The organism is Mesorhizobium hunchu (assembly GCF_040081975.1).
GTDB classification, from domain to species: domain Bacteria; phylum Pseudomonadota; class Alphaproteobacteria; order Rhizobiales; family Rhizobiaceae; genus Mesorhizobium; species Mesorhizobium hunchu.
This window is the reverse complement of sequence record NZ_JBEBMG010000002.1, coordinates 33,942-52,495: the sequence shown is the minus strand read 5'-3', so window position 1 is coordinate 52,495 and position 18,554 is coordinate 33,942. Positions and strand designations below refer to the sequence as shown.

Annotated in this window: 16 protein-coding genes and 1 riboswitch; of the genes, 10 read left to right on the top strand and 6 right to left on the bottom strand. The window is 65.2% G+C overall.

The genetic code is table 11. The features are described 5' to 3' along the window. Positions 1-16 precede the first annotated feature (16 nt). From ABMA46_RS03805 to ABMA46_RS03795, 3 genes are read left to right on the top strand one after another with little or no spacing between them, the layout of a single operon-like run. Entirely contained in the window at positions 17-2,266 is a 2,250-nt protein-coding gene (locus ABMA46_RS03805; protein ID WP_348997984.1) for a 3-hydroxyacyl-CoA dehydrogenase NAD-binding domain-containing protein, read from the top strand. 37 nt (positions 2,267-2,303) lie between these two features. Then, the gene (locus ABMA46_RS03800) at positions 2,304-2,969 is read left to right on the top strand and encodes a S24 family peptidase (protein ID WP_348997983.1); all 666 of its coding nucleotides are present in this window, start codon (positions 2,304-2,306) and stop codon (positions 2,967-2,969) included. Between the two features lie 3 nt (positions 2,970-2,972). Continuing rightward, complete coding sequence (locus ABMA46_RS03795) at positions 2,973-3,932, top strand: thermonuclease family protein (RefSeq protein ID WP_348997981.1); 960 nt, start codon at positions 2,973-2,975, stop codon at positions 3,930-3,932. On the opposite strand, the gene ABMA46_RS03790 is transcribed toward ABMA46_RS03795, so the two are convergent. Continuing rightward, the gene (locus ABMA46_RS03790; RefSeq protein ID WP_348997980.1) at positions 3,892-5,547 is read right to left on the bottom strand and encodes a lysine--tRNA ligase; all 1,656 of its coding nucleotides are present in this window, start codon (positions 5,545-5,547) and stop codon (positions 3,892-3,894) included. The genes ABMA46_RS03795 and ABMA46_RS03790 overlap by 41 nt on opposite strands. Positions 5,548-5,673: 126 nt before the next feature. Between ABMA46_RS03790 and ABMA46_RS03785 the strand changes: the two genes are divergently transcribed. After that, complete coding sequence (locus tag ABMA46_RS03785; RefSeq protein ID WP_348997979.1) at positions 5,674-6,087, top strand: tellurite resistance TerB family protein; 414 nt, start codon at positions 5,674-5,676, stop codon at positions 6,085-6,087. A gap of 15 nt (positions 6,088-6,102) precedes the next feature. Here ABMA46_RS03785 and ABMA46_RS03780 read toward each other — a convergent pair whose 3' ends face one another. Next, positions 6,103-6,897, bottom strand: a complete 795-nt coding sequence (locus ABMA46_RS03780) for a transporter substrate-binding domain-containing protein (RefSeq protein ID WP_348998522.1) — start codon at positions 6,895-6,897, stop codon at positions 6,103-6,105. A 346-nt stretch (positions 6,898-7,243) separates the two neighbouring features. Here ABMA46_RS03780 and ABMA46_RS03775 point away from each other — a divergent pair, with 346 nt between their 5' ends. Continuing rightward, on the top strand, positions 7,244-9,253 hold the full coding sequence (locus ABMA46_RS03775) for a glycosyltransferase family 2 protein (RefSeq protein ID WP_348997978.1): 2,010 nt from the start codon (positions 7,244-7,246) through the stop codon (positions 9,251-9,253). Here the strand turns inward: ABMA46_RS03775 and ppk2 are convergent. Further along, positions 9,222-10,121: a polyphosphate kinase 2 gene (ppk2, locus tag ABMA46_RS03770; RefSeq protein ID WP_348997976.1), complete on the bottom strand. Its 900-nt coding sequence runs from the start codon at positions 10,119-10,121 to the stop codon at positions 9,222-9,224. The genes ABMA46_RS03775 and ppk2 overlap by 32 nt on opposite strands. Positions 10,122-10,296: 175 nt before the next feature. Between ppk2 and ABMA46_RS03765 the strand changes: the two genes are divergently transcribed. Further along, complete coding sequence (locus tag ABMA46_RS03765; protein ID WP_348997975.1) at positions 10,297-11,367, top strand: ATP-binding protein; 1,071 nt, start codon at positions 10,297-10,299, stop codon at positions 11,365-11,367. A gap of 117 nt (positions 11,368-11,484) precedes the next feature. Next, entirely contained in the window at positions 11,485-12,210 is a 726-nt protein-coding gene (phoU, locus tag ABMA46_RS03760; RefSeq protein ID WP_348997974.1) for a phosphate signaling complex protein PhoU, read from the top strand. A gap of 162 nt (positions 12,211-12,372) precedes the next feature. On the opposite strand, the gene ABMA46_RS03755 is transcribed toward phoU, so the two are convergent. Further along, positions 12,373-12,885, bottom strand: coding sequence for a GcrA family cell cycle regulator (locus ABMA46_RS03755; RefSeq protein ID WP_348997973.1), 513 nt, complete (start codon positions 12,883-12,885; stop codon positions 12,373-12,375). 351 nt (positions 12,886-13,236) lie between these two features. Between ABMA46_RS03755 and ABMA46_RS03750 the strand changes: the two genes are divergently transcribed. The 3 genes from ABMA46_RS03750 to ABMA46_RS03740 all read left to right on the top strand — a co-directional run bounded on the left by ABMA46_RS03750 (position 13,237) and on the right by ABMA46_RS03740 (position 16,474). Further along, a complete protein-coding gene (locus ABMA46_RS03750) occupies positions 13,237-14,433 on the top strand; it encodes an aspartate aminotransferase family protein (RefSeq protein ID WP_348997972.1) in 1,197 nt (398 codons plus the stop codon). A 13-nt stretch (positions 14,434-14,446) separates the two neighbouring features. Continuing rightward, positions 14,447-15,358, top strand: a complete 912-nt coding sequence (gene argF, locus ABMA46_RS03745) for an ornithine carbamoyltransferase (protein ID WP_348997971.1) — start codon at positions 14,447-14,449, stop codon at positions 15,356-15,358. A gap of 117 nt (positions 15,359-15,475) precedes the next feature. Further along, positions 15,476-16,474, top strand: coding sequence for an Hsp33 family molecular chaperone (locus ABMA46_RS03740; protein WP_348997970.1), 999 nt, complete (start codon positions 15,476-15,478; stop codon positions 16,472-16,474). A 240-nt stretch (positions 16,475-16,714) separates the two neighbouring features. On the opposite strand, the gene apaG is transcribed toward ABMA46_RS03740, so the two are convergent. Together apaG and ABMA46_RS03730 are read right to left on the bottom strand one after the other, a co-directional pair. Then, positions 16,715-17,107, bottom strand: coding sequence for a Co2+/Mg2+ efflux protein ApaG (gene apaG, locus ABMA46_RS03735; RefSeq protein ID WP_348997969.1), 393 nt, complete (start codon positions 17,105-17,107; stop codon positions 16,715-16,717). Positions 17,108-17,179: 72 nt separating this feature from the next. Continuing rightward, the gene (locus ABMA46_RS03730; protein WP_348997968.1) at positions 17,180-18,367 is read right to left on the bottom strand and encodes an O-succinylhomoserine sulfhydrylase; all 1,188 of its coding nucleotides are present in this window, start codon (positions 18,365-18,367) and stop codon (positions 17,180-17,182) included. 83 nt (positions 18,368-18,450) lie between these two features. Then, positions 18,451-18,528: riboswitch (SAM riboswitch) on the bottom strand. Positions 18,529-18,554: the final 26 nt, after the last annotated feature.

The window sequence follows — 18,554 nt, the reverse complement described above, 5'->3', positions numbered from 1 at the left end:
CCGAGGGAGACAGGACATGACCTACAAGAACTTCTCCGTCGAAACCGACGCAGACGGCATCGCGCTCGTCACCTGGGACATGCCGGATCGATCCATGAACGTCTTCACCGAGGCGGTGATGGACGAGCTGGACAAGATCATCGACCAGGTGGTGACTGACGCCGGCATCAAGGGAGCTGTCATCACTTCCGGCAAGGAGACCTTCTCGGGCGGCGCGGACCTGAACATGCTCAAAGGCCAGCTCGAGCGCTTCCATGCAGCGAGGGCGAAGGACCCGGAAGCCGCGACGAAAATGCTGTTCGAGGGCGCCGGCCGCATGACGTGGCTATGGCGCAAGCTGGAAACCTGCGGCAAGCCCTGGGTCTCGGCCATCAACGGCACCTGCATGGGCGGCGCGTTCGAACTGTCGCTGGCCTGCCATGCGCGCGTTGCCGCCGGCAGCGACGCCGTGAAGATGGCGCTGCCGGAGGTCAAGGTCGGCATCTTCCCCGGTGCCGGCGGCACCCAGCGCGTGCCGCGGCTCGCCGACACGCAGGCCGCGCTGCAGATGCTGACGTCGGGCCAGACACTGACGCCGCAAAAGGCCAAGTCGATGGGCCTCGTCACCGAGATCTCCCCGCCGAAGCAACTGGTCGAGGCAGCGAAGGCGCTCATCAAGAACGGCCTGTCGCCGGTCGCACCGTGGGACCAGAAGGGATTTCGGATACCCGGCGGACAGATCTACTCGGCCGCCGGCGCGAACCTGTGGCCGCCGGCCATCGCTATCCTGCGCCGCGAGACCTGGGGCAACTATCCCGCCGCCACGGCGATCCTGAAATGCGCCTATGAGGGCCTGCTGGTGCCGTTCGATACGGCGCTGCGCATCGAACAGCGCTACTTCACCGAAATCATGCAGTCGAAGGAAGCGGCGGCGATGATCCGCTCGCTGTTCATCTCGCTGCAGGAATTGAACAAGGGCGCGCGCCGGCCGGAGGGGGTGCCGCAGACGAAGTTCAAGAAGATCGGCGTTCTCGGCGCTGGCTTCATGGGCGCCGGCATCGCCTTTGTCACAGCCAGGGCCGGCATTCCCGTGGTGCTGCTCGACCGCGACGTGGCCTCGGCCGAAAAGGGCAAGGCGCACTCTGCCGGCCTGATGGACGAGCTTCTCAAGAAAGGCCGTGCCAAGCCGGAAGACAAGGAAAAGCTGTTGTCGCTGATCACACCGACGGCCGACTACGCGACCCTCGACGGCTGCGACCTCGTCATCGAGGCGGTGTTCGAGGATTCGGCGGTGAAGAAGGAGGCCACAGAGAAGGCCGAGGCAGTGCTGAAGAGCTCGGCCGTCTTCGCCTCCAACACCTCGACCATTCCGATCACCGCGCTGGCGAAGAACTCGGCGCGGCCGAAGAATTTCGTCGGCATCCACTTCTTCTCACCCGTCGACAAGATGATGCTGGTGGAAATCATTCTCGGCAAGAAGACGGGCGACAAGGCGCTGGCGCGCGCCATCGACTATGTGCGGGCGATCAAGAAGACGCCGATCGTCGTCAACGACACACGCGGCTTCTACGTCAATCGCTGCGTGCTGCGCTACATGTCGGAAGCCTACAAGATGCTGATCGAGGGCGTGCCGGCGGCGATGATCGAGAACGCCGCCAAGGCGGCCGGCATGCCGGTCGGCCCGCTGGCGCTGACCGACGAAACGGCCGTCGATCTCGCGCAGAAGATCATGCATCAGACCGTGCGCGACCTCGGCGAGAAGGCCGTCGATCCCGAGCAGATGAAACTCATCGACACGATGGTCGACAAGCATGACCGCAAGGGCCGCAAGAACGGCAAGGGCTTCTACGACTATCCGGCGAAGCCCGCCAAGAAGAAGCTGTGGCCGGGCCTGAAGGACCTCTACCCGCAGAAGAAGCCGGAAGACGTGGACTTCGAGGAACTGAAGCAGCGCCTGCTGGTCGTCATCGCGCTGGAAGCGGCGCGGGTGATGGAGGAGAAGATCGTCACCGATCCGCGCGAGGCCGACGTCGGCTCCATCCTCGCCTTCGGTTTCGCGCCCTACACCGGCGGCACGCTCTCCTATATCGACGGCATCGGCGCGAAGGAATTCGTGGCGACGGCCAAGCGGCTGCAGAAGAAATACGGCGCGGAGTTCAAGGCGCCGAAGCTGCTTCTCGACATGGCCGAGAAGGGCGAAACCTTCTACCAGCGCTTCAATCCGTACGCAAAGGGAGAGGACAGGAAGGCTGCCCAGGAGGTAGACAAGAGCGCCCGGCAGGCCTAGAACGAAAAGGCATTTTTTCCTGTTCAGGGAGAGCATGATGCTCTCACACGACCGCGTCTGGGCGGCCATAGATGCGCTTGCCGAGCGCTACGCACTGTCGGCCTCCGGACTGGCGAAGCGCGCCGGGCTGGATTCCACGGCGTTCAACAAGTCCAAACGCCAATCCGCCGACGGACGCCCCCGCTGGCCGTCGACCGAATCGCTGGCCAAGATCATGGAGGCGACCGGCGCGTCGCTGGAAGAATTCATGACTCTGGTGGAAGCGCGCGTCGCCGCAAAGCCGTCGAGCAGCTTGCAGGGGCAATTGCCGCTGCCGGCTTCGTCGGTGCCGCTGCTCGGTTTCGCGCAGGCGGGCGCCGGCGGCTTCTTCGAGGATGCCGGCTTTCCGCAGGGCCAGGGCCTCGACCGCGTGGACCTGCCGGTCGGCGCGCGCGAGGATGCCTATGCGCTGAAAGTCCAGGGCGATTCCATGCTGCCGCTCTACCGTGACGGCGACGTGCTGATCGTCGAGCCGGGCGCTGCCCTGCACAAGGGCGACCGGGTCGTCGTGCGGACGGGCGGCGGCGAAGTGATGGCCAAGGTGCTCGGACGCCGGACACCGGAAAGTGTGCGACTGGTCTCCCTCAATCCGGATCATCCGGAGCGCGAACTCGCCATGCGCGACATCGAATGGATGGCGCGCATCGTCTGGGCGAGCCAGTAGAAGATGCGGCCGACACAAATCCTGCTCGGCGTCGCGATGGTGGCCGCCGCCACCGCCCTCATCGCCATGGGCAGCGGGCGGTTCGCGGCCCCGACGGACAGCGCCGTCACGATCGACAATCCGGACATGAGCGACCTGCCTGACGAAAGCGCGGCGCAGACATCGCAAGGGAATGAGGGCACCCAAGCCGAACTTTCGCCGGTGCAGCAGGAACAGCCGGAAGCGCAGGCGCAGGACGCACCGTCCGCTCCTCTATCGCCATCGTACGATCCGGCCCGCACCATCGACCCGGAGACGATCGCACCACCGGACGTGGCGGCGCGCGAACTCGAGCGCGTGGCCCCGCGCAAGCCGCTGAGCACTCTTTCGCTGGCGCAGCCGCCGAAGCCCAAGCCGCCCGAGGAACTCAAGAACGAACCGCTCTACCAGCCGGTCGCCGTGGCGGCGGGGCTCATCGAGGCCAAGGGCAACACGATCGCGCTCTCCGGCGTCGAGGCGGTCAAGCCGGACGAGACCTGCTCCGACGCCGCCGGCAAGTCCTGGAACTGCGGAATGCGCGCGCGGACCGCCTTCCGCGCCTTCCTGCGCGGACGCGCGGTCACCTGTAGCGGTGCCAGGACGACGAAAGACGCGGCAGCGTCCGGCACAGACGCTCCGACAGCGACGGTAGCCGACTGCAAGGTCGCCAGGCAGGACGTCGGCCAATGGCTGGTCGAGAACGGCTGGGCGCGCGCAGCACAGGGCGGAGCCTACGCCGATGCAGGCGAAGTGGCGCGCAAGGCCGGCAAGGGCATCTTCGGCGCGGCGCCCGATCTGTCAGGCCTGCCGCCGCCACCTGCGGCGGTCGAGGACACGGCGCCGGAAGCGCCCTCCTCCATCCTCGACCTGTCCGGCACGGCGGCAACGCCGCCCGACGATCCGTCTATGCAGCAGCAAGTTTTCCCGCCAGCGCCCGCTCAATGAGCGCGCGGGTTTCGCCGATGCCGTAGAGGGCGGAGAAGGAGCCGAAGCGCGGGCCACGCTCCTGGCCGATCAGCACCTGGTAGATCATCTGGAAGAAAGCGACGGAAACGCCCGGCCCGCCTTCCGGCGAGCGCTTCGCGTGATCCTGATACCGCTCGACCTTGCGCGCGACGTTGAGCGCCGCGTTCTGGATCGCTTCGCCGTCGGCGTCGGCCGGGAGAGCGCCGAGCGCGTCCGACAGTGCCGTCAGCGCCTCGCGCTCCACCGCGTCGGCGGCGCGATAGACCTTGGATGGCTTCACGAAATCGTCGAAGTAGCGGATCGCGTAGCCCGTCAGCCGGTCCAGCTCGGGATGCGTCGCGGCGGTAACGCCCGGCGCGTAACGCGAGATGAAGCCCCACAGCACGTCCTTGTTCTGGGCGTTGGAGGCGCTGACGAGATTGAGCAGCAGCGCGAAGCTGACCGGCAGGTCGATCGCCGGTGGATTGCCGCTATGGATGTGCCAGACCGGATTGCCGAGTCGCTCCTTCCAGTCCTGACGCTGATAGGCGGAGAGGAAGGCATAGTACTCGTCGACCGCCTTGGGGATGACGTCGAAATAGAGCTTCTTGGCCTGGCGTGGGCGCTGGAACATGTAGAGCGCCAGGCTCTCGGTCGGCGCATAGGTCAGCCACTCGTCGATGGTCAGGCCGTTGCCCTTCGACTTGGAGATCTTCTGGCCGTTCTCGTCGAGGAACAGTTCGTAGACGAAATGCTCGGGCGCGCGGCCGCCGAGGATGACGCAGATGCGATCATAGATTACGGCATTGGTCTGATGGTCCTTGCCGAACATCTCGAAATCGACGCCGAGCGCTGCCCAGCGCATGCCGAAATCCGGCTTCCACTGCAGCTTCACAGCGCCGCCGGTGACGGGCAGCGTCGTCTCGGTGCCGTCCTCGTCGTCGAAGGTGACGGTGCCGGCCTTCGCGTCCACCGCCTTCATCGGCACATAGAGCACGCGGCCGCTCTTTGGCGAGATCGGCAGGAAGGGGCTGTAGGTCGCCTGGCGTTCCTCGCCCAGCGTCGGCAGCATCACCTTCATGATGGCGTCGTACTTTTCGACTGCACGCAGCAAGACCTCGTCGAAACGGCCGGACTTGTAGTAATCGGTGGCGCTGGCGAACTCGTAGTCGAAGCCGAACGTGTCGAGGAAGCGCCGCAGCATCGCGTTGTTGTGGTGACCGAAGCTCTCGTAATCGCCGCCGAAGGGGTTTGGCACGACGGTCAGCGGCATGTGAAGATAAGGCTCGAGCGCGGCCCGGTCCGGCACGTTGTCGGGAATCTTGCGCATGCCGTCCATGTCGTCGGAGAAGCAGAGCAGCCGGGTCTTCACCTTGTCTTCGGTCAGAATGCGGAAGGCGTGGCGCACCATGGTCGTACGCGCCACCTCGCCGAACGTGCCGATGTGCGGCAGGCCCGACGGACCGTAGCCGGTCTCGAACAGGACCGTTTCCGGCAAGCCGCTCTTCTCGTAGCGCTTGATGATCTTTTTCGCTTCCTCGAAAGGCCATGCCTTGCTTTCCGCGGCGGCGGCCAGAAGGTCGGGGGTGAGGTCGAGCGGTGCCAATTGTGTCATGATGATCTTCCGAAATCCGCGGTTGCTCTAGGCCGCGTTGACAGAGGCGTCAACGATGGCGCGGCTTTTTCCTTGCGAGCGGCATTGGGCGCTCCTACGTTCGATGCGCTTTCAACGGAGAAATCGATGTCCCGACCGTCTGTCCACGAAGCCCTGATCTACCTGATGGTCATCACCTCGGCCTCCGACAGCGACATGACGGACGCGGAACTGTCCCGCATCGGCGAGGTCGTGCGCTCCTGGCCGGTTTTCGAGGATTTCGATGCCGAAAAACTCATAGGCGTGGCCCAGGATTGCCAGAAGCGGCTGCACGGACCGGGCGGGCTGGAGGCCGTGCTTGAGGCGGTGGCCGTCGCCCTTCCGGACAGGTTGGGTGATACCGCCTATGCCGCCGCCTTCGAGGTCGCGGCCGCGGACCTTGAAATGCGGCTGGAGGAGGTGCGCGTGCTGCAACTCATCCGCCGCGCGCTCGACCTGGACACGCTCGTCGTCGCGGCGATCGCGCAGGCGGCCAAGGCGAGGCTGCGCACGCTCAGCTGAGCGGCGTCTCCCGGCTCAGTAGAAGTCGACCGGGAAATAACGCAGATAGAGTTCGGCGAACGTACCCTTGATCGACAGTTGCTGCAGCGCATAGTCCAGTGCCGCCGCAAGGGCGGCGTCCTGCGGCTTGACGGCCACGGCCATGCCGCCGCCGACATATTCGGGGGCGAGATAGGGGCCGCCGACGAAGCGGCAGCATCCGGCCGCATCGGCGCTGTCCAGCCAGAAGGAAAGCCGCATGCCGTCGCCGAAGGCGGCGTCGATCTTGCCGTTCTTGAGGGCGTCCCGGAGCGCTTCCGGCTTGTCGTAGGCAACGGCCTCGACCCAACCGAATTCATCGCGCAGCATACGCTCATGCGCCGATCCGCGCAGCACGCCGACGCGCCTGCCTTGCAGCTTGTCGTAGAGCGGATCAGCCAGTGCCTTCGACTTCAGCGTGACGAAACGCGCCGGGAACTGGAGGTAAGGCCGGGAAAACACGTATTTCTGGCGGCTCGCGCCGGTGACGGCGATCCCCGCCAGGATCGCCTCCCCCTCCCCTTTTGCGAGCGCCGTTTCGAGATCGCTCCAGGGCAGCGCCTGGATTTCGCATCTGTCGGCCAAGGCAAGTTCGGCACAGATGGCGCGGGCGAGATCGACATGAAAGCCGGACAGATGGCCTTGCCCGTCGAGGAAGTTGAAAGGCGGAAAATCGGTCGTCGTCAGGAAACGCAGCCGCGGCAGCGCGGACAGGTCCGGTTTCGGCAGCGGTTCCTTGGAGTCCCAGAAGATCGGCGCCTGTGGCGCTGCCGCAAGCGCGAAGGTCGGCATGAACAGCGCCAGCACGATCGCCAGCAGTCCACCGAACCGGACCCCGGCCCGGCGGTTTGTCGATCTTGGCCTTTCGTCCAAGAGACGGCGGGGCGCGACTCTTTTGACTTTGAATAAGCGGATTTGCGGATAAGCTCGATCGGGACGAAGGTCTGACACGCGTGCGACTATCATTGACCTGTCAGGCAACCGGCTGAGCTTTTTCATGGAGGTTTTGAGCGTCGTCTGCGCCATTCCTAACATCAGACGATCCGACGACATAGAATAAAAGAGGGACTTGACGCCGGCAGCCGAAACTAGGCCGGCGCAGCGCCTGGGCAGGCGCTTCGGGGGGACAAGAATGGACATGTCAGGACGTCTCCATGGGAATGGAGAGCTGCCTGTCGACGACCTGGAAAATTCGATCGGCGAAGCCGATCTCGACTATGGCACGCGCCTGTCGGAGATCTTCTTTCCGGTGCTCGCAGAATGGCGGTCGGTCCTTGCGCGCCTGTCCATTCCTCCCGAAGACGCCTTTCAGGCAGCCGCGCTCGCCAAATCGAACAATGCCGACTTCGCGTCCACCCTTCTGGCTTTCGGCGTGCGCGAGCACGAACTGGTTCTCGCGCTGGCCGCCGACCTTGGCCTGTCCGCGGCGCATCGGATCGATCCGACACGGCTGGTTATCAGCGACGACCATGCCGGGATGCTGTTGCGCAATCCGGCATGGCATGTCCCGGTGAAGCTGCTCGAGACCGACGGCGGCGTCTCGTTCCTGATCACCCAGCAACGCATTCGGCTCGATCTCGTGCGCGCCCGCCTCAGGGCGAGCCCCGGTCTGGCGGCCCGGCTGAAGATCGTCGGTTCGTCGCATTTGCGCGCCGCCATCATCGAGAAGACGAAACCCGCCTTGTCGCGGGCGGCCGTGAGCGATCTTTTCGACAGGTTCCCGCCGATGTCGGCCCGTTTCGTCGCCAACGCCTGGCAAGGCACAATCCTGGGCATGGCGCTCGCCATCCTGCCTGTCGGACTTCTGCTTGCCCCAACCGCAGTGATGGCGATCCTGCACGGATTGGCCACCTTCTTCTTTTTTGCCTGCATCAGCCTGCGCTTCGCAGCCATCGCATCCCTGAATCCAATCGGCGAGGAGGCTGCCGTTGAAACACCGCCGGAGGAGGCGCCGTTGTTTTCGGTTCTCGTCGCGCTCTATCGGGAAGCGGAGATGGTGCCGAACCTGCTGGCCGCGCTGGACCGGCTCGTCTGGCCGAGGCACCGGCTGGAAATCAAGCTGGTCTGCGAGGCGGACGACGCACCGACGCTTGCCGCGATCCGGGCGCATGACCTTCCACGCCACGTCGAGGTGGTCGAAGTGCCGCCCGGCCTGCCGAGAACCAAGCCGAAGGCGCTGGCCTATGCTCTGCAACTGACGGGCGGCACGTTCCTGACGCTCTACGACGCGGAGGACGAGCCGCATCCGCTGCAGCTTGTCGAGGCATGGCGGCGTTTCAGCCGGAGCGGGCCGGAGCTCGCCGTGGTGCAGGCGCCGCTGGAGATATCCAACCGCAAGGATGGCGCCATCACCAGGATGTTCGCCTTCGAATATGCCGGGTTGTTCCGAGGCTTGCTGCCCTGGCTGTCGAAACACAGGCTGATGCTGCCGCTCGGGGGCACCTCCAACCATTTTCGCCGCGCCGCTCTGGACCACGTCGGCGGCTGGGACCCCTACAACGTCACCGAGGACGCCGATCTCGGCATGCGGCTTGCGCGTTTCGGCTATCGCGCCGAGACGATCACCCTGCCGACCTTCGAGACGGCGCCGAACCGGATCCATGTCTGGCTGCCGCAGCGAACGCGCTGGTTCAAGGGCTGGGCGCAGACGTGGCTGGTGCATATGCGCGATCCGCTCGGGCTGGCGACAGACCTCGGTCCGGCATCCTTCATCGTCGCGCAGATCCTGTTCGCCGGCATGTTGGCGTCGGCCATGCTGCACCCGCTGCTGCTCGCGACCCTCCTTCTCCTCGTCCTGGAATTCCTGTCCGCGAAGCCGCTCACCACCTTCGGATCGGCGCTGCTCCTGTTCGACGTGGCCAACGTCGCCTGCGGCTACCTGTCCTTCCTGCTGCTCGGCTGGCAGACGCTCAAGCCCGGCGAGCGGACAGGCTTCTGGAAAGTGGTGCTGCTTACGCCGCCTTACTGGGTCCTCCTGTCGTTCGCGGGCTGGCGGGCGGTCTGGCAATTGTGGCGCCGGCCGCATCTGTGGGAAAAGACGCCGCACGAGGCGCGACGCCGGTGGCCGCCGTCCGCTATGCGCAATGAGTCCTTGCGCACGCCGCCCTGGCGCGATCTCAATCGTCCAGCAGGTCCGGTCCGCCGATGATCTTGTCGTCTTCCTGGCCGATCACCTCCAGATCCCGCCCCTCATAGGGCAGGGAAAGCAGGACACGGCGTATGGCCGCCAGGCGGGCGCGGCGCTTGTCGTTGGAGCGGATCACCGTCCAGGGCGCGGCGTCGCTGTGGGTGCGCTCCATCATCTCCTTGCGAGCGCGCGTATAGTCGTCCCACTTCGCCACGCCGGCGATGTCTATGGGCGAGAACTTCCAGCTCTTCAGCTTGCTGTGACGCCTGTCGTGGAAGCGGTCGAGCTGCATCTCCCGGCCGATGTTCAGCCAGAACTTGAAGAAGTGGATTCCGTCGTTGTGGATCATGCGCTCGAAGTGCGGCACCTCGGCGAGGAAGCGGGCATGCTGTTCGGGCGTGCAAAAGCCCATGACCGGCTCGACGCCCGCCCGATTGTACCAGGAGCGGTCGAAAGTCACGAACTCGCCGCTGGTCGGGAAATGCGCGACGTAACGCTGGAAATACCACTGCCCCTGCTCCGTCTCCGTAGGCTTGGGCAGGGCGACGTTGCGGGCGGTACGCGGGTTCATGTATTGCCGCATCACGAAGATCGTGCCGCCCTTGCCGGCGGCGTCGCGCCCCTCGAAAAGCGCCAGCACCCGCTCGCCGCTTTTCTGCATCCAAGCCTGCGCCTTGACGAGTTCGACCTGCAGCAGCGCAAGCGTCGCCTCGTATTCCTTGCGCTTCATCTTGTGGTCATAGGGATAGCCGCCCGAGGTCAGCTTGTTCTTCTCGACCCAGTCGGGAAGCTTCGGATCGTCGATATCGAACTCCCGCTCCTTGCCTCCCACCTTGATCTTGATGGTCTCGGTTTTCTGTGATCGAGCAGCCTGACTGGCCTTCTTCATGAAACTGAACCTTTTGGACACTACGGTTCATGCTATGGGGAGGTCCCGAAAGGGTCCAGCGGAAGTTGCGGGCAGGGTTACGGAGCGCCGGAGGATGTCGGTCCCAACAGAAGACGACGATCAGGACAACGCCATCGGCAGATTCTTTCGACGGCTGGGATTCAGCAGCGAGAGGATGGCCGAAGGTACAGCGGGCCTGTCAACCGGCAACGAGGAACTGAAACACCTGTCCGGCGAGGCGCTGGCCGCCGCCGTGACCGATCCGCTGATCATCTTCGACCGGTTCGGCGCGCTGGTGCACGCCAATACCACCGCCCACGCGGCGTTCAATGGATTGCGCGACGGCATGTCGCTGGCGCTCCGGTTCCGGGCGCCGGAAATGCAGGAGATGTTCGATGCGCTGCTATCGGGCGCCGCCGCGTCCGCCACGACCGACTACGGCGAAAAGCTGCCCGTCGAGCGGGTTTTTCGGGTGACGGCCTCGGCAGTCGGCCAGGGCACCGACCTTTACGTGCTGATCTTCAAGGACCAGAGCGAGTCGCGCCGCATCGAACGGATGCGGGCCGATTTCATCGCCAACGCCAGCCATGAACTGCGCACGCCGCTGGCTTCCATCGCCGGCTTCATCGAAACACTGCGCGGTCCGGCGCGCAACGACGCGGCCGCGCGCGACCAGTTCCTGTCCATCATGCAGGACCAGACGGGGCGCATGGCGCGGCTGATCGACGACCTGCTTTCGCTGTCGCGCCTGGAAATGAAACCCTATCTCAGGCCCGGAACGCGCGTCGACCTCAACCGCACGCTGGATGCGGTGATCGACTCACTGGCGCCGCTGGCCAGCGACAGCGGCGTCATCATCGAGCGCGATCTGCCCGGCGGCGACCTGATGGTGCCGGGCGATCGCGACGAACTGTTCCAGGTGTTCCAGAACCTCCTGGAGAACGCCTGCAAATACGGCCAGTCCGGCAAGCGCGTCGTCGTCTCGGCGAGCGAAGGCAGCGACGGTCCCGAGCCGACGATCGACGTCACGATCAGGGACTTCGGTCCGGGTATCGCGGAAGAGCATATTCCCCGCATCACCGAGCGCTTCTACCGGGTGGACGCCGAGACCAGCCGGGCGCAGAAGGGAACGGGACTGGGGCTTGCCATCGTCAAGCACATCCTGACCCGCCACAAGGCCTGGCTGTCGATCCGCTCGGAGCTGGGCAAGGGCGCGGCGTTCACCGTTCACTTGCCGGCAAACTAGATTTATCACTCGCGCCGGACTATCTGTGGCGTTGAGGACATTCGTCTTTCTGTCACGCAGGAAGCGTATCAACACGCATTCCGGCAAGACGAATCACCTGATCGGGAAGGCGAGGCCATGCAGTCGGTGCACACCGTCAGCGCCTATGACGGCGAACTGAACTATCTGGCGAAGCGGATCGCCGCGATGGGCGGCCATGCCGAGCGCATGGTCGAACAGGCGATCGCAGCGCTGATCAACGCCGATGCGGGACTGGCCCAGAAGGTGATCGAGGACGACCAGGTGCTGGACGACGCACAGCGCGAGATCGACGACAGGTCGATCGTCGTCATCGCGCGCCGCCAGCCGATGGCGACGGACCTGCGCGAGATCATCGGCACCATTCGTATCTCGGCCGACCTGGAGCGGGTCGGCGACCTGGCCAAGAACGTGGCCAAGCGGGTGGTGGCGGTGACGCAGGGCCAGCATCCGACCAGCCTGTTTCGCGGCATCGACGCGCTGGCCGGCCTTGCGCTCACACAACTCAAGGAAGTGCTCGACATCTACGCCTCGCGCGCGGTGGACCGGATCGCGTTCCTGCGCGACCGCGACGACCAGATCGACGCCATGTACACGTCGCTGTTCCGCGAACTGCTGACCTACATGATGGAAGACCCGCGCAACATCACGCCGTGCACGCATCTCCTGTTCTGCGCCAAGAACATCGAGCGCATCGGCGACCACGCCACCAACATCGCCGAGACGATCTATCACATCGCCACCGGCGAGCAGATGCCCGTGGACCGCCCCAAGGGCGACAAGACCGACAGGGTCGGCGCGCCCAGGGACACCGCGGCGATCTGAAGACTTTCCAGGCGGAAAGAACCGGCCAACCGCTGGTCGGTTCAGGCCGTCGCCACGCGTTCACCGTCCTGGCCGTTCTGACATTCCCAAACGGATCGGCGCGCCCGCAAACGGAACGGACCCTCGAACCGACATTCGCTTCAGCGCCGCATGGCCCGGCGGTCAGCGCGCGCGACGGCGCTCGGCGACCGGCTGGAAAGCGACGCGCGAATGATAGGTGCAGTAAGGGCCGCCTTCCTTGGAATCGTTGCCGCAGAAGGAGAAGTCCTCCGTCAGCGGATCGCCGTTCGGCCATTTGCAGGTGTGCTCGGTCAACTCGACCAGTTTCAGCCGGCGCGAGATCGGCACGACCACGTTCTCGACGGGACGCAGATGCTGGCGCGCTACCGGCTCGGCGTCGAACTGGATCTGCAAGGCCGTGGCGCCAACCGTCGCGGTGACATGGCGATGCGCGGCGGCAGGCCGGCTCGCCGACTTCGACGCGGACGGGCTGGCCTTCTTCTTGTGCGCCGGCGCGGCCGTGGCGCGGCCCCGGCTCGACAGCTTCAGCCGGTGCACCTTGCCGATCACCGCGTTGCGGCTGACGCCGCCGAGCTGCGCGGCGATCTGGCTTGCAGACAGACCCTCCGACCACAGCTTGCGCAAGAGTTCGACGCGTTCATCAGTCCAGTTCATCAAACTGCACTCCCTTGAACCGTACGACGTCCGGAATCGTTCCACGCCCCGGCTCTCGCCGAGCGAACACCACATCTATCGGGTGATTAGATCCGCCGCACGAAATCTAGCTATTTCCAGTTCACAGATACCGTATGCGTTGACTCGGTGACAAGAGTCCGAACGGCAACACGAATCTGTTTTTTCGGTTTTCCCCAACTTGCCTTTTCGCTGATGCGCAAGATGGGGCGTTGGAGCGGGCCGGGGCGTCAGGCGACGTTTTCGTTGACTTCACAGCCGAAAACCACCATAAGCCGCAAAAGGCCGCCGCGTTGGCGGCTTTTTGATTTTCCGGTTCCGGAGACGCATATAATGAGCGGTTCGGCGCTTTACGAGACCTTCGCCCGCGCACCCCTTGCCTTCGATCATGGAGAAGGCTCCTGGCTGGTCACGGACCGAGGCGAACGATATCTCGATTTCGCCGCCGGCATCGCCGTCAACTCGCTCGGCCACGGCCATCCGCATCTCGTCGAGGCGCTGACGGAGCAGGCGCGCAAGCTGTGGCATGTCTCGAACCTTTATGAGATTCCCGGCCAGAGCCGGCTTGGCGAGCGCCTGGTCGAGGCGACGTTCGCCGACAAGGTGTTCTTCACCAACTCCGGCGCGGAAGCGCTGGAATGCGCCATCAAGACGGCGCGCCGCTATCAGTATGCCGGCGGCCATCCCGAGCGTTACCGCATCATTACCTTCGAAGGCGCCTTCCACGGCCGCACGCTGGCGACGATCGCCGCCGGCGGCCAGCAGAAATACCTGGAAGGCTTCGGCCCGAAGGTGGACGGCTTCGATCAGGTCCCGTTCGACGACCTCCAGGCTGTCGAGAAGACGATCGGCCCGGAAACAGCGGCGATCCTGCTGGAACCCGTGCAGGGCGAAGGCGGCATCCGCGATTTTCCCATGCAGTCGTTGAAGAAGCTGCGCCAGCTTTGCGACGAGCACGGCCTGCTGCTTATCTTCGACGAGGTGCAATGCGGCATCGGCCGGACGGGCAGGCTGTTCGCCTATGAATGGTCCGGCATCGCGCCCGACATCATGGCGATCGCCAAGGGTATCGGCGGCGGCTTCCCGGTGGGCGCTTGCCTGGCCACCGAAGAAGCGGCGAAGGGCATGACTGCGGGCGTCCACGGCACCACCTTCGGCGGCAATCCGCTCGCCATGGCGGTGGGCAACGCGGTGCTCGACGTGGTGCTGGAGCCCGGCTTCCTCGATGAGGTGAAACACAAGGCGCTGCTGTTCAAGCAGGGGCTGGCTGCGATCGCCGACGAATTCCCAGACGTCATCGAAGGCGTGCGCGGCTCGGGCCTGATGCTCGGCCTGAAATGCGCCATGCCCAACGGCAAAGTGAACGCTGCGCTGCGCGACCAGCATCTCCTGGCCGTGCCGGCCGGCGACAACGTGATCCGGCTGTTGCCGCCGCTCACCGTCACCGAGGACGATATCCGCCAAGGGCTGGAGCGCATCCGCGCCGGCGCCCGGCATCTCTCCGAAGCGGCGCAAGCCGCCGCACAGTGACGGAGACCCATCCATGACGCTCCGCCATTTCACCGATCTGTCCACCGTTGCGACCGGCGACCTCAGGGCCATGCTCGACGATGCCGCGGCGCGCAAGGCGCGCCTCAAGGCAGGCGAGCGCTCGCGGCCGCTCGACGGCAAGGTGCTTGCGATGATCTTCGACAAGCCGTCGACGCGCACGCGCGTGTCGTTCGACGTCGGCATGCGCCAGCTCGGCGGCGAGACGATCATGCTGACGGGCACCGAGATGCAGCTCGGCCGCTCCGAGACCATCGCCGACACGGCAAAAGTGCTGTCGCGCTATGTCGACGCCATCATGATCCGCACGACCTCGCACGACCGGTTGCTCGAGCTGACCGAGAACGCGACGATCCCCGTCATCAACGGGCTGACCGACGACACGCATCCGTGCCAGATCATGGCCGACATCATGACCTTCGAGGAGCATCGCGGCCCCGTCGCCGGGAAGACCTTCGCCTGGAGCGGCGACGGCAACAACGTGTTGCATTCCCTGCTGGAAGCCTCGGCGCGCTTCAGCTTCAACCTCAACGTCGCGGTGCCGGAAGGCAGCGAGCCGGGCGACAGATACGTCGAGTGGTCGCGCGGCAACGGCGGCCAGGTGCGCTTTACCCGCAGCGCCGAGGAGGCCGTGGACGAAGCGGACTGCGTCGTCACCGACACCTGGGTGTCGATGGGCGCCGAGCACCGGGCGCGCGGTCACAACATCTTCATGCCCTACCAGGTCAACGCCGCGCTGATGGCGAAGGCGAAGCCGGACGCGCTGTTCATGCACTGCCTGCCGGCGCATCGCGGCGATGAGGTGACCGACGAGGTGATCGACGGCCCGCATTCGGTGGTGTTCGACGAGGCGGAGAACCGGCTTCACGCCCAGAAGGCCGTCCTCGCCTGGTGCCTCGGAGCGTGACGGACGGCGCTTGAATGCCGCAGCGGTGGTGCCTATCTCCGGCCCATCACCGCAAACCAAGAATGCCCTGCGGCACGCTTTCCACCCGGAAGCGCGGCCGACGGCCGGAGATTTGTCATGCTGGAAGCTGTGCAGTTGACCGAACATAATCCCAAGCTCGGCGAATTCGACCATGCCGGCGACGACCATGTCGTCCCCTTCGAGGTCGGTCCGCTCGACGTGCGCGGCCGCGCCGTCCAACTCGGCCCGGCGCTGGAGGCGATCCTGTCGCGCCACGCCTATCCGGAGCCGGTTGCCCGGCTGCTGGCGGAAGCGTGCGTGGTCACGGTCCTGTTGGGGACGTCCCTGAAGTTCGAGGGCAAGTTCATCCTGCAGACCCGCACCGACGGGCCGGTCGACATGCTGGCGGTGGACTTCTCCACGCCGAACGCGCTGCGCGCCTATGCGCGCTTCGACGCCGAACGGCTCGACGCGCTGACGGCCGGCGGTCCGCTGACTGACCAGGCCCTACTGGGCGCGGGCGTGCTGGCGCTGACCATCGACCAAGGCGTGCACATGCAGCGCTACCAGGGCATCGTCCAGCTCGACGGTATCGGACTGGAGGAGGCCGCGCGCATCTATTTCCGCCAGTCGGAGCAGATCCCGACCGACCTCAGGCTCGCCGTGGCCCGCCAGGTGCTACCTGGCGGACGCAGCCAGTGGCGCGCCGGCGGCGTGCTCGCGCAGTTTCTGCCAGAAGCACCGGAGCGCATGCGCGTGCCGGACCTTCCCGGCGGCGACGGCGATCCGGCCGAGACGATCAACGACCCGGTCGACAATGCCTGGCAGGAGGCGCTGGCGCTGATGGAGACAATCGAGCCGGCGGAACTGGTCGATCCGACCGTCGGCTCGGAACGGCTGCTGTTCAGGCTGTTCCACGAACAGGGCGTGCGCGTGTTCGACGCCGTGGCGGTGGACGACCAGTGCTCGTGCTCGCGCGAGAGGATCCACGGCGTGCTCAGCGGCTTCACGGCCGAGGAGATCCGCGACAGCACCGAGGACGGCAAGATCACCGTCGCCTGCGAGTTCTGCTCGACGAGCTATGAATTCGACCCGGCCGAATTCAGCGGCAATTGAGCGGCCGCCTTCTGCCTGTTCGCGGCGGGCAGCCGCGTATGGCGATGTACCCCTACCCTAACCCTCCCCTCAAGGGGGAGGGAAATTTTGCGTCGGCTCTACAATGAGTCGACGTTTGCATTTCGGGCGGAACGGCGATGTCGGCATCTCTCTCCCCCTTGTGGGGAGGGGACAGGGGTGGGGGTGCGCGACCGTCAAAATTCGATATGCGATTGCCCTGCCTGAGGGGCGGGAAGAAAGTCAGTTCACGGTTCTCATCGTGCCCGGCAGGTCGAGCGAGAAGGCCGGAATGGCGACGTCGAACAGTTCGTCTTCCGTGTTGCGCATCGTATAGTGCCCGACCATGACGCCTGACGGCGTCGAGAGCGGACAGCCGGAGGTGTATTGATAGCTGTCGCCCGGATCGAGTTCCGGCTGCTCTCCGACGACGCCCGGACCCTGCACCTCCTCCACGCGCCCCGCCTCGTCGGTGATGCGCCAGTAGCGCGACAGAAGCTGCACCCATTCGTCCGAGCGGTTGGCGATGGTCACGCGATAGGCCCAGACATAACGGTTCTCGTCAGGGTCGGAGCGCTCCGGCATGTAGAACGGCTCGACTTCGACTACGATGTTTCGGGTCGCGGCGCGATACATGAGCCCTCCTTGCCGGCAACATCCATGACTGCGATAATGCCGCCTCGGGCGAGGCCGGCAGCCGCCGGACGCTTACGCCCTGTCCAGCGCCTGGACGATGTCGTCGATCAGGTCGCCCGTATCCTCCAGGCCGACCGAAAGCCTGACCGTGCCCGGCCCGATGCCGAGTTCGGCTCTCGCCTCGTCGGTCAGGTTCTTGTGCGTGGTCGTGGCCGGATGGGTGATCAGGCTCTTGGCGTCGCCCAGATTGTTGGACATCAGCACGATCTCCAGCGCGTTCTGGAAGGCGAAGGCAGACCTCTTGCCCCCCTCGATATCGAAGCAGATCAGCGTCGAGCCGCCGCTCATCTGTTTCCTCACGATCTCTGCCTGCGGATGATCAGCGCGGCCGGGATAAATCACTCGCGCGACCCTGGAATGATCGGCCAGCACGTCGGCGATGCGGCCGGCCGACTCCGTCTGCTGGCGAATCCGCAGCGGCAGCGTCTCCAGCCCTTTCAGCAGAACCCAGGCGTTGAACGGCGACATGGACGGACCGGTGTGGCGGAAATAGTCGTGCAGGTTCTCCTCGATCCACTTCTTGTCCGACAGGATGACGCCGCCGAGGCAACGCCCCTGCCCGTCTATGTGCTTGGTGGCGGAATAGACGACGACATGGGCGCCCAGTTCCAGCGGCTTCTGGAAGAGCGGCGTGGCGAAGACATTGTCGACCACCAGCCGCGCGCCGGCCGCGTTGGCGAGCCTGGCGACGGCGGCGACATCGACCACTTCGAGCGTCGGGTTGGTCGGGCTTTCGAGAAAGAACAGCTTCGTCTCGGGCCGCACCGCCTTTTCCCAGTTGGCGATGTCGCGGCCATCGACGATGGTGCAGGCGATGCCATATTTCGGGGCGAGCGTCTCGACCACCCAGCGACACGACCCGAACAGGGCGCGCGCGGCCACGATATGATCTCCGGCCTTGAGCCCGCACAGCACCGCTGCCGCCACCGCGGCCATGCCCGACGCCGTGGCGCGGGCATCCTCCGCACCCTCCAGCGCGCACATGCGCTTCTCGAACATATCGACGGTCGGGTTGGAATAGCGCGAATAGATGAAGCCCGGCTCCTCGCCCTTGAAGCGGGCCTCCGCCTGCTCGGCGCTGGCGTAGTGATAGCCCTGCGTCAGGAACATCGCCTCCGACATCTCGCCGAAGCCTGACCGCAGCGTGCCTTCATGCACGAGTTGGGTGGCCGGCTTCCAGTTGCGCTTCTTTTCCGTCATCGTCCTTCACCACAAAGTTGGGCACCGCAAAAACCGATACGGGCACAAAAAAACCGGCCGCGAAAGCCGCAACCGGTGCCATGGGTCTCTGCCTGGCGGTCCTTTAGCGACTTGTTTAACGTGGCTGCAAGCCGACCGGCCAAATCACCACGGGATAAAGGTCCTTTAGACCTGCGCCCGGCTTGCG

What these genes read in the sequence shown, in the direction of transcription:
- ABMA46_RS03775 (WP_348997978.1), top strand. Translation starts at nt 7,244, where the DNA reads ATGTCAGGACGTCTCCATGGGAATGGAGAGCTGCCTGTCGACGACCTG.
- phoU (WP_348997974.1), top strand. Translation starts at nt 11,485, where the DNA reads ATGCAGTCGGTGCACACCGTCAGCGCCTATGACGGCGAACTGAACTAT.
- ABMA46_RS03740 (WP_348997970.1), top strand. Translation starts at nt 15,476, where the DNA reads ATGCTGGAAGCTGTGCAGTTGACCGAACATAATCCCAAGCTCGGCGAA.
- ABMA46_RS03730 (WP_348997968.1), bottom strand. Translation starts at nt 18,367, where the DNA reads ATGACGGAAAAGAAGCGCAACTGGAAGCCGGCCACCCAACTCGTGCAT.
- ABMA46_RS03755 (WP_348997973.1), bottom strand. Translation starts at nt 12,885, where the DNA reads ATGAACTGGACTGATGAACGCGTCGAACTCTTGCGCAAGCTGTGGTCG.
- ppk2 (WP_348997976.1), bottom strand. Translation starts at nt 10,121, where the DNA reads ATGAAGAAGGCCAGTCAGGCTGCTCGATCACAGAAAACCGAGACCATC.
- ABMA46_RS03805 (WP_348997984.1), top strand. Translation starts at nt 17, where the DNA reads ATGACCTACAAGAACTTCTCCGTCGAAACCGACGCAGACGGCATCGCG.
- ABMA46_RS03765 (WP_348997975.1), top strand. Translation starts at nt 10,297, where the DNA reads ATGGCCGAAGGTACAGCGGGCCTGTCAACCGGCAACGAGGAACTGAAA.
- ABMA46_RS03785 (WP_348997979.1), top strand. Translation starts at nt 5,674, where the DNA reads ATGTCCCGACCGTCTGTCCACGAAGCCCTGATCTACCTGATGGTCATC.
- ABMA46_RS03800 (WP_348997983.1), top strand. Translation starts at nt 2,304, where the DNA reads ATGCTCTCACACGACCGCGTCTGGGCGGCCATAGATGCGCTTGCCGAG.
- ABMA46_RS03795 (WP_348997981.1), top strand. Translation starts at nt 2,973, where the DNA reads ATGCGGCCGACACAAATCCTGCTCGGCGTCGCGATGGTGGCCGCCGCC.
- ABMA46_RS03750 (WP_348997972.1), top strand. Translation starts at nt 13,237, where the DNA reads ATGAGCGGTTCGGCGCTTTACGAGACCTTCGCCCGCGCACCCCTTGCC.
- apaG (WP_348997969.1), bottom strand. Translation starts at nt 17,107, where the DNA reads ATGTATCGCGCCGCGACCCGAAACATCGTAGTCGAAGTCGAGCCGTTC.
- argF (WP_348997971.1), top strand. Translation starts at nt 14,447, where the DNA reads ATGACGCTCCGCCATTTCACCGATCTGTCCACCGTTGCGACCGGCGAC.
- ABMA46_RS03780 (WP_348998522.1), bottom strand. Translation starts at nt 6,897, where the DNA reads ATGCCGACCTTCGCGCTTGCGGCAGCGCCACAGGCGCCGATCTTCTGG.
- ABMA46_RS03790 (WP_348997980.1), bottom strand. Translation starts at nt 5,547, where the DNA reads ATGACACAATTGGCACCGCTCGACCTCACCCCCGACCTTCTGGCCGCC.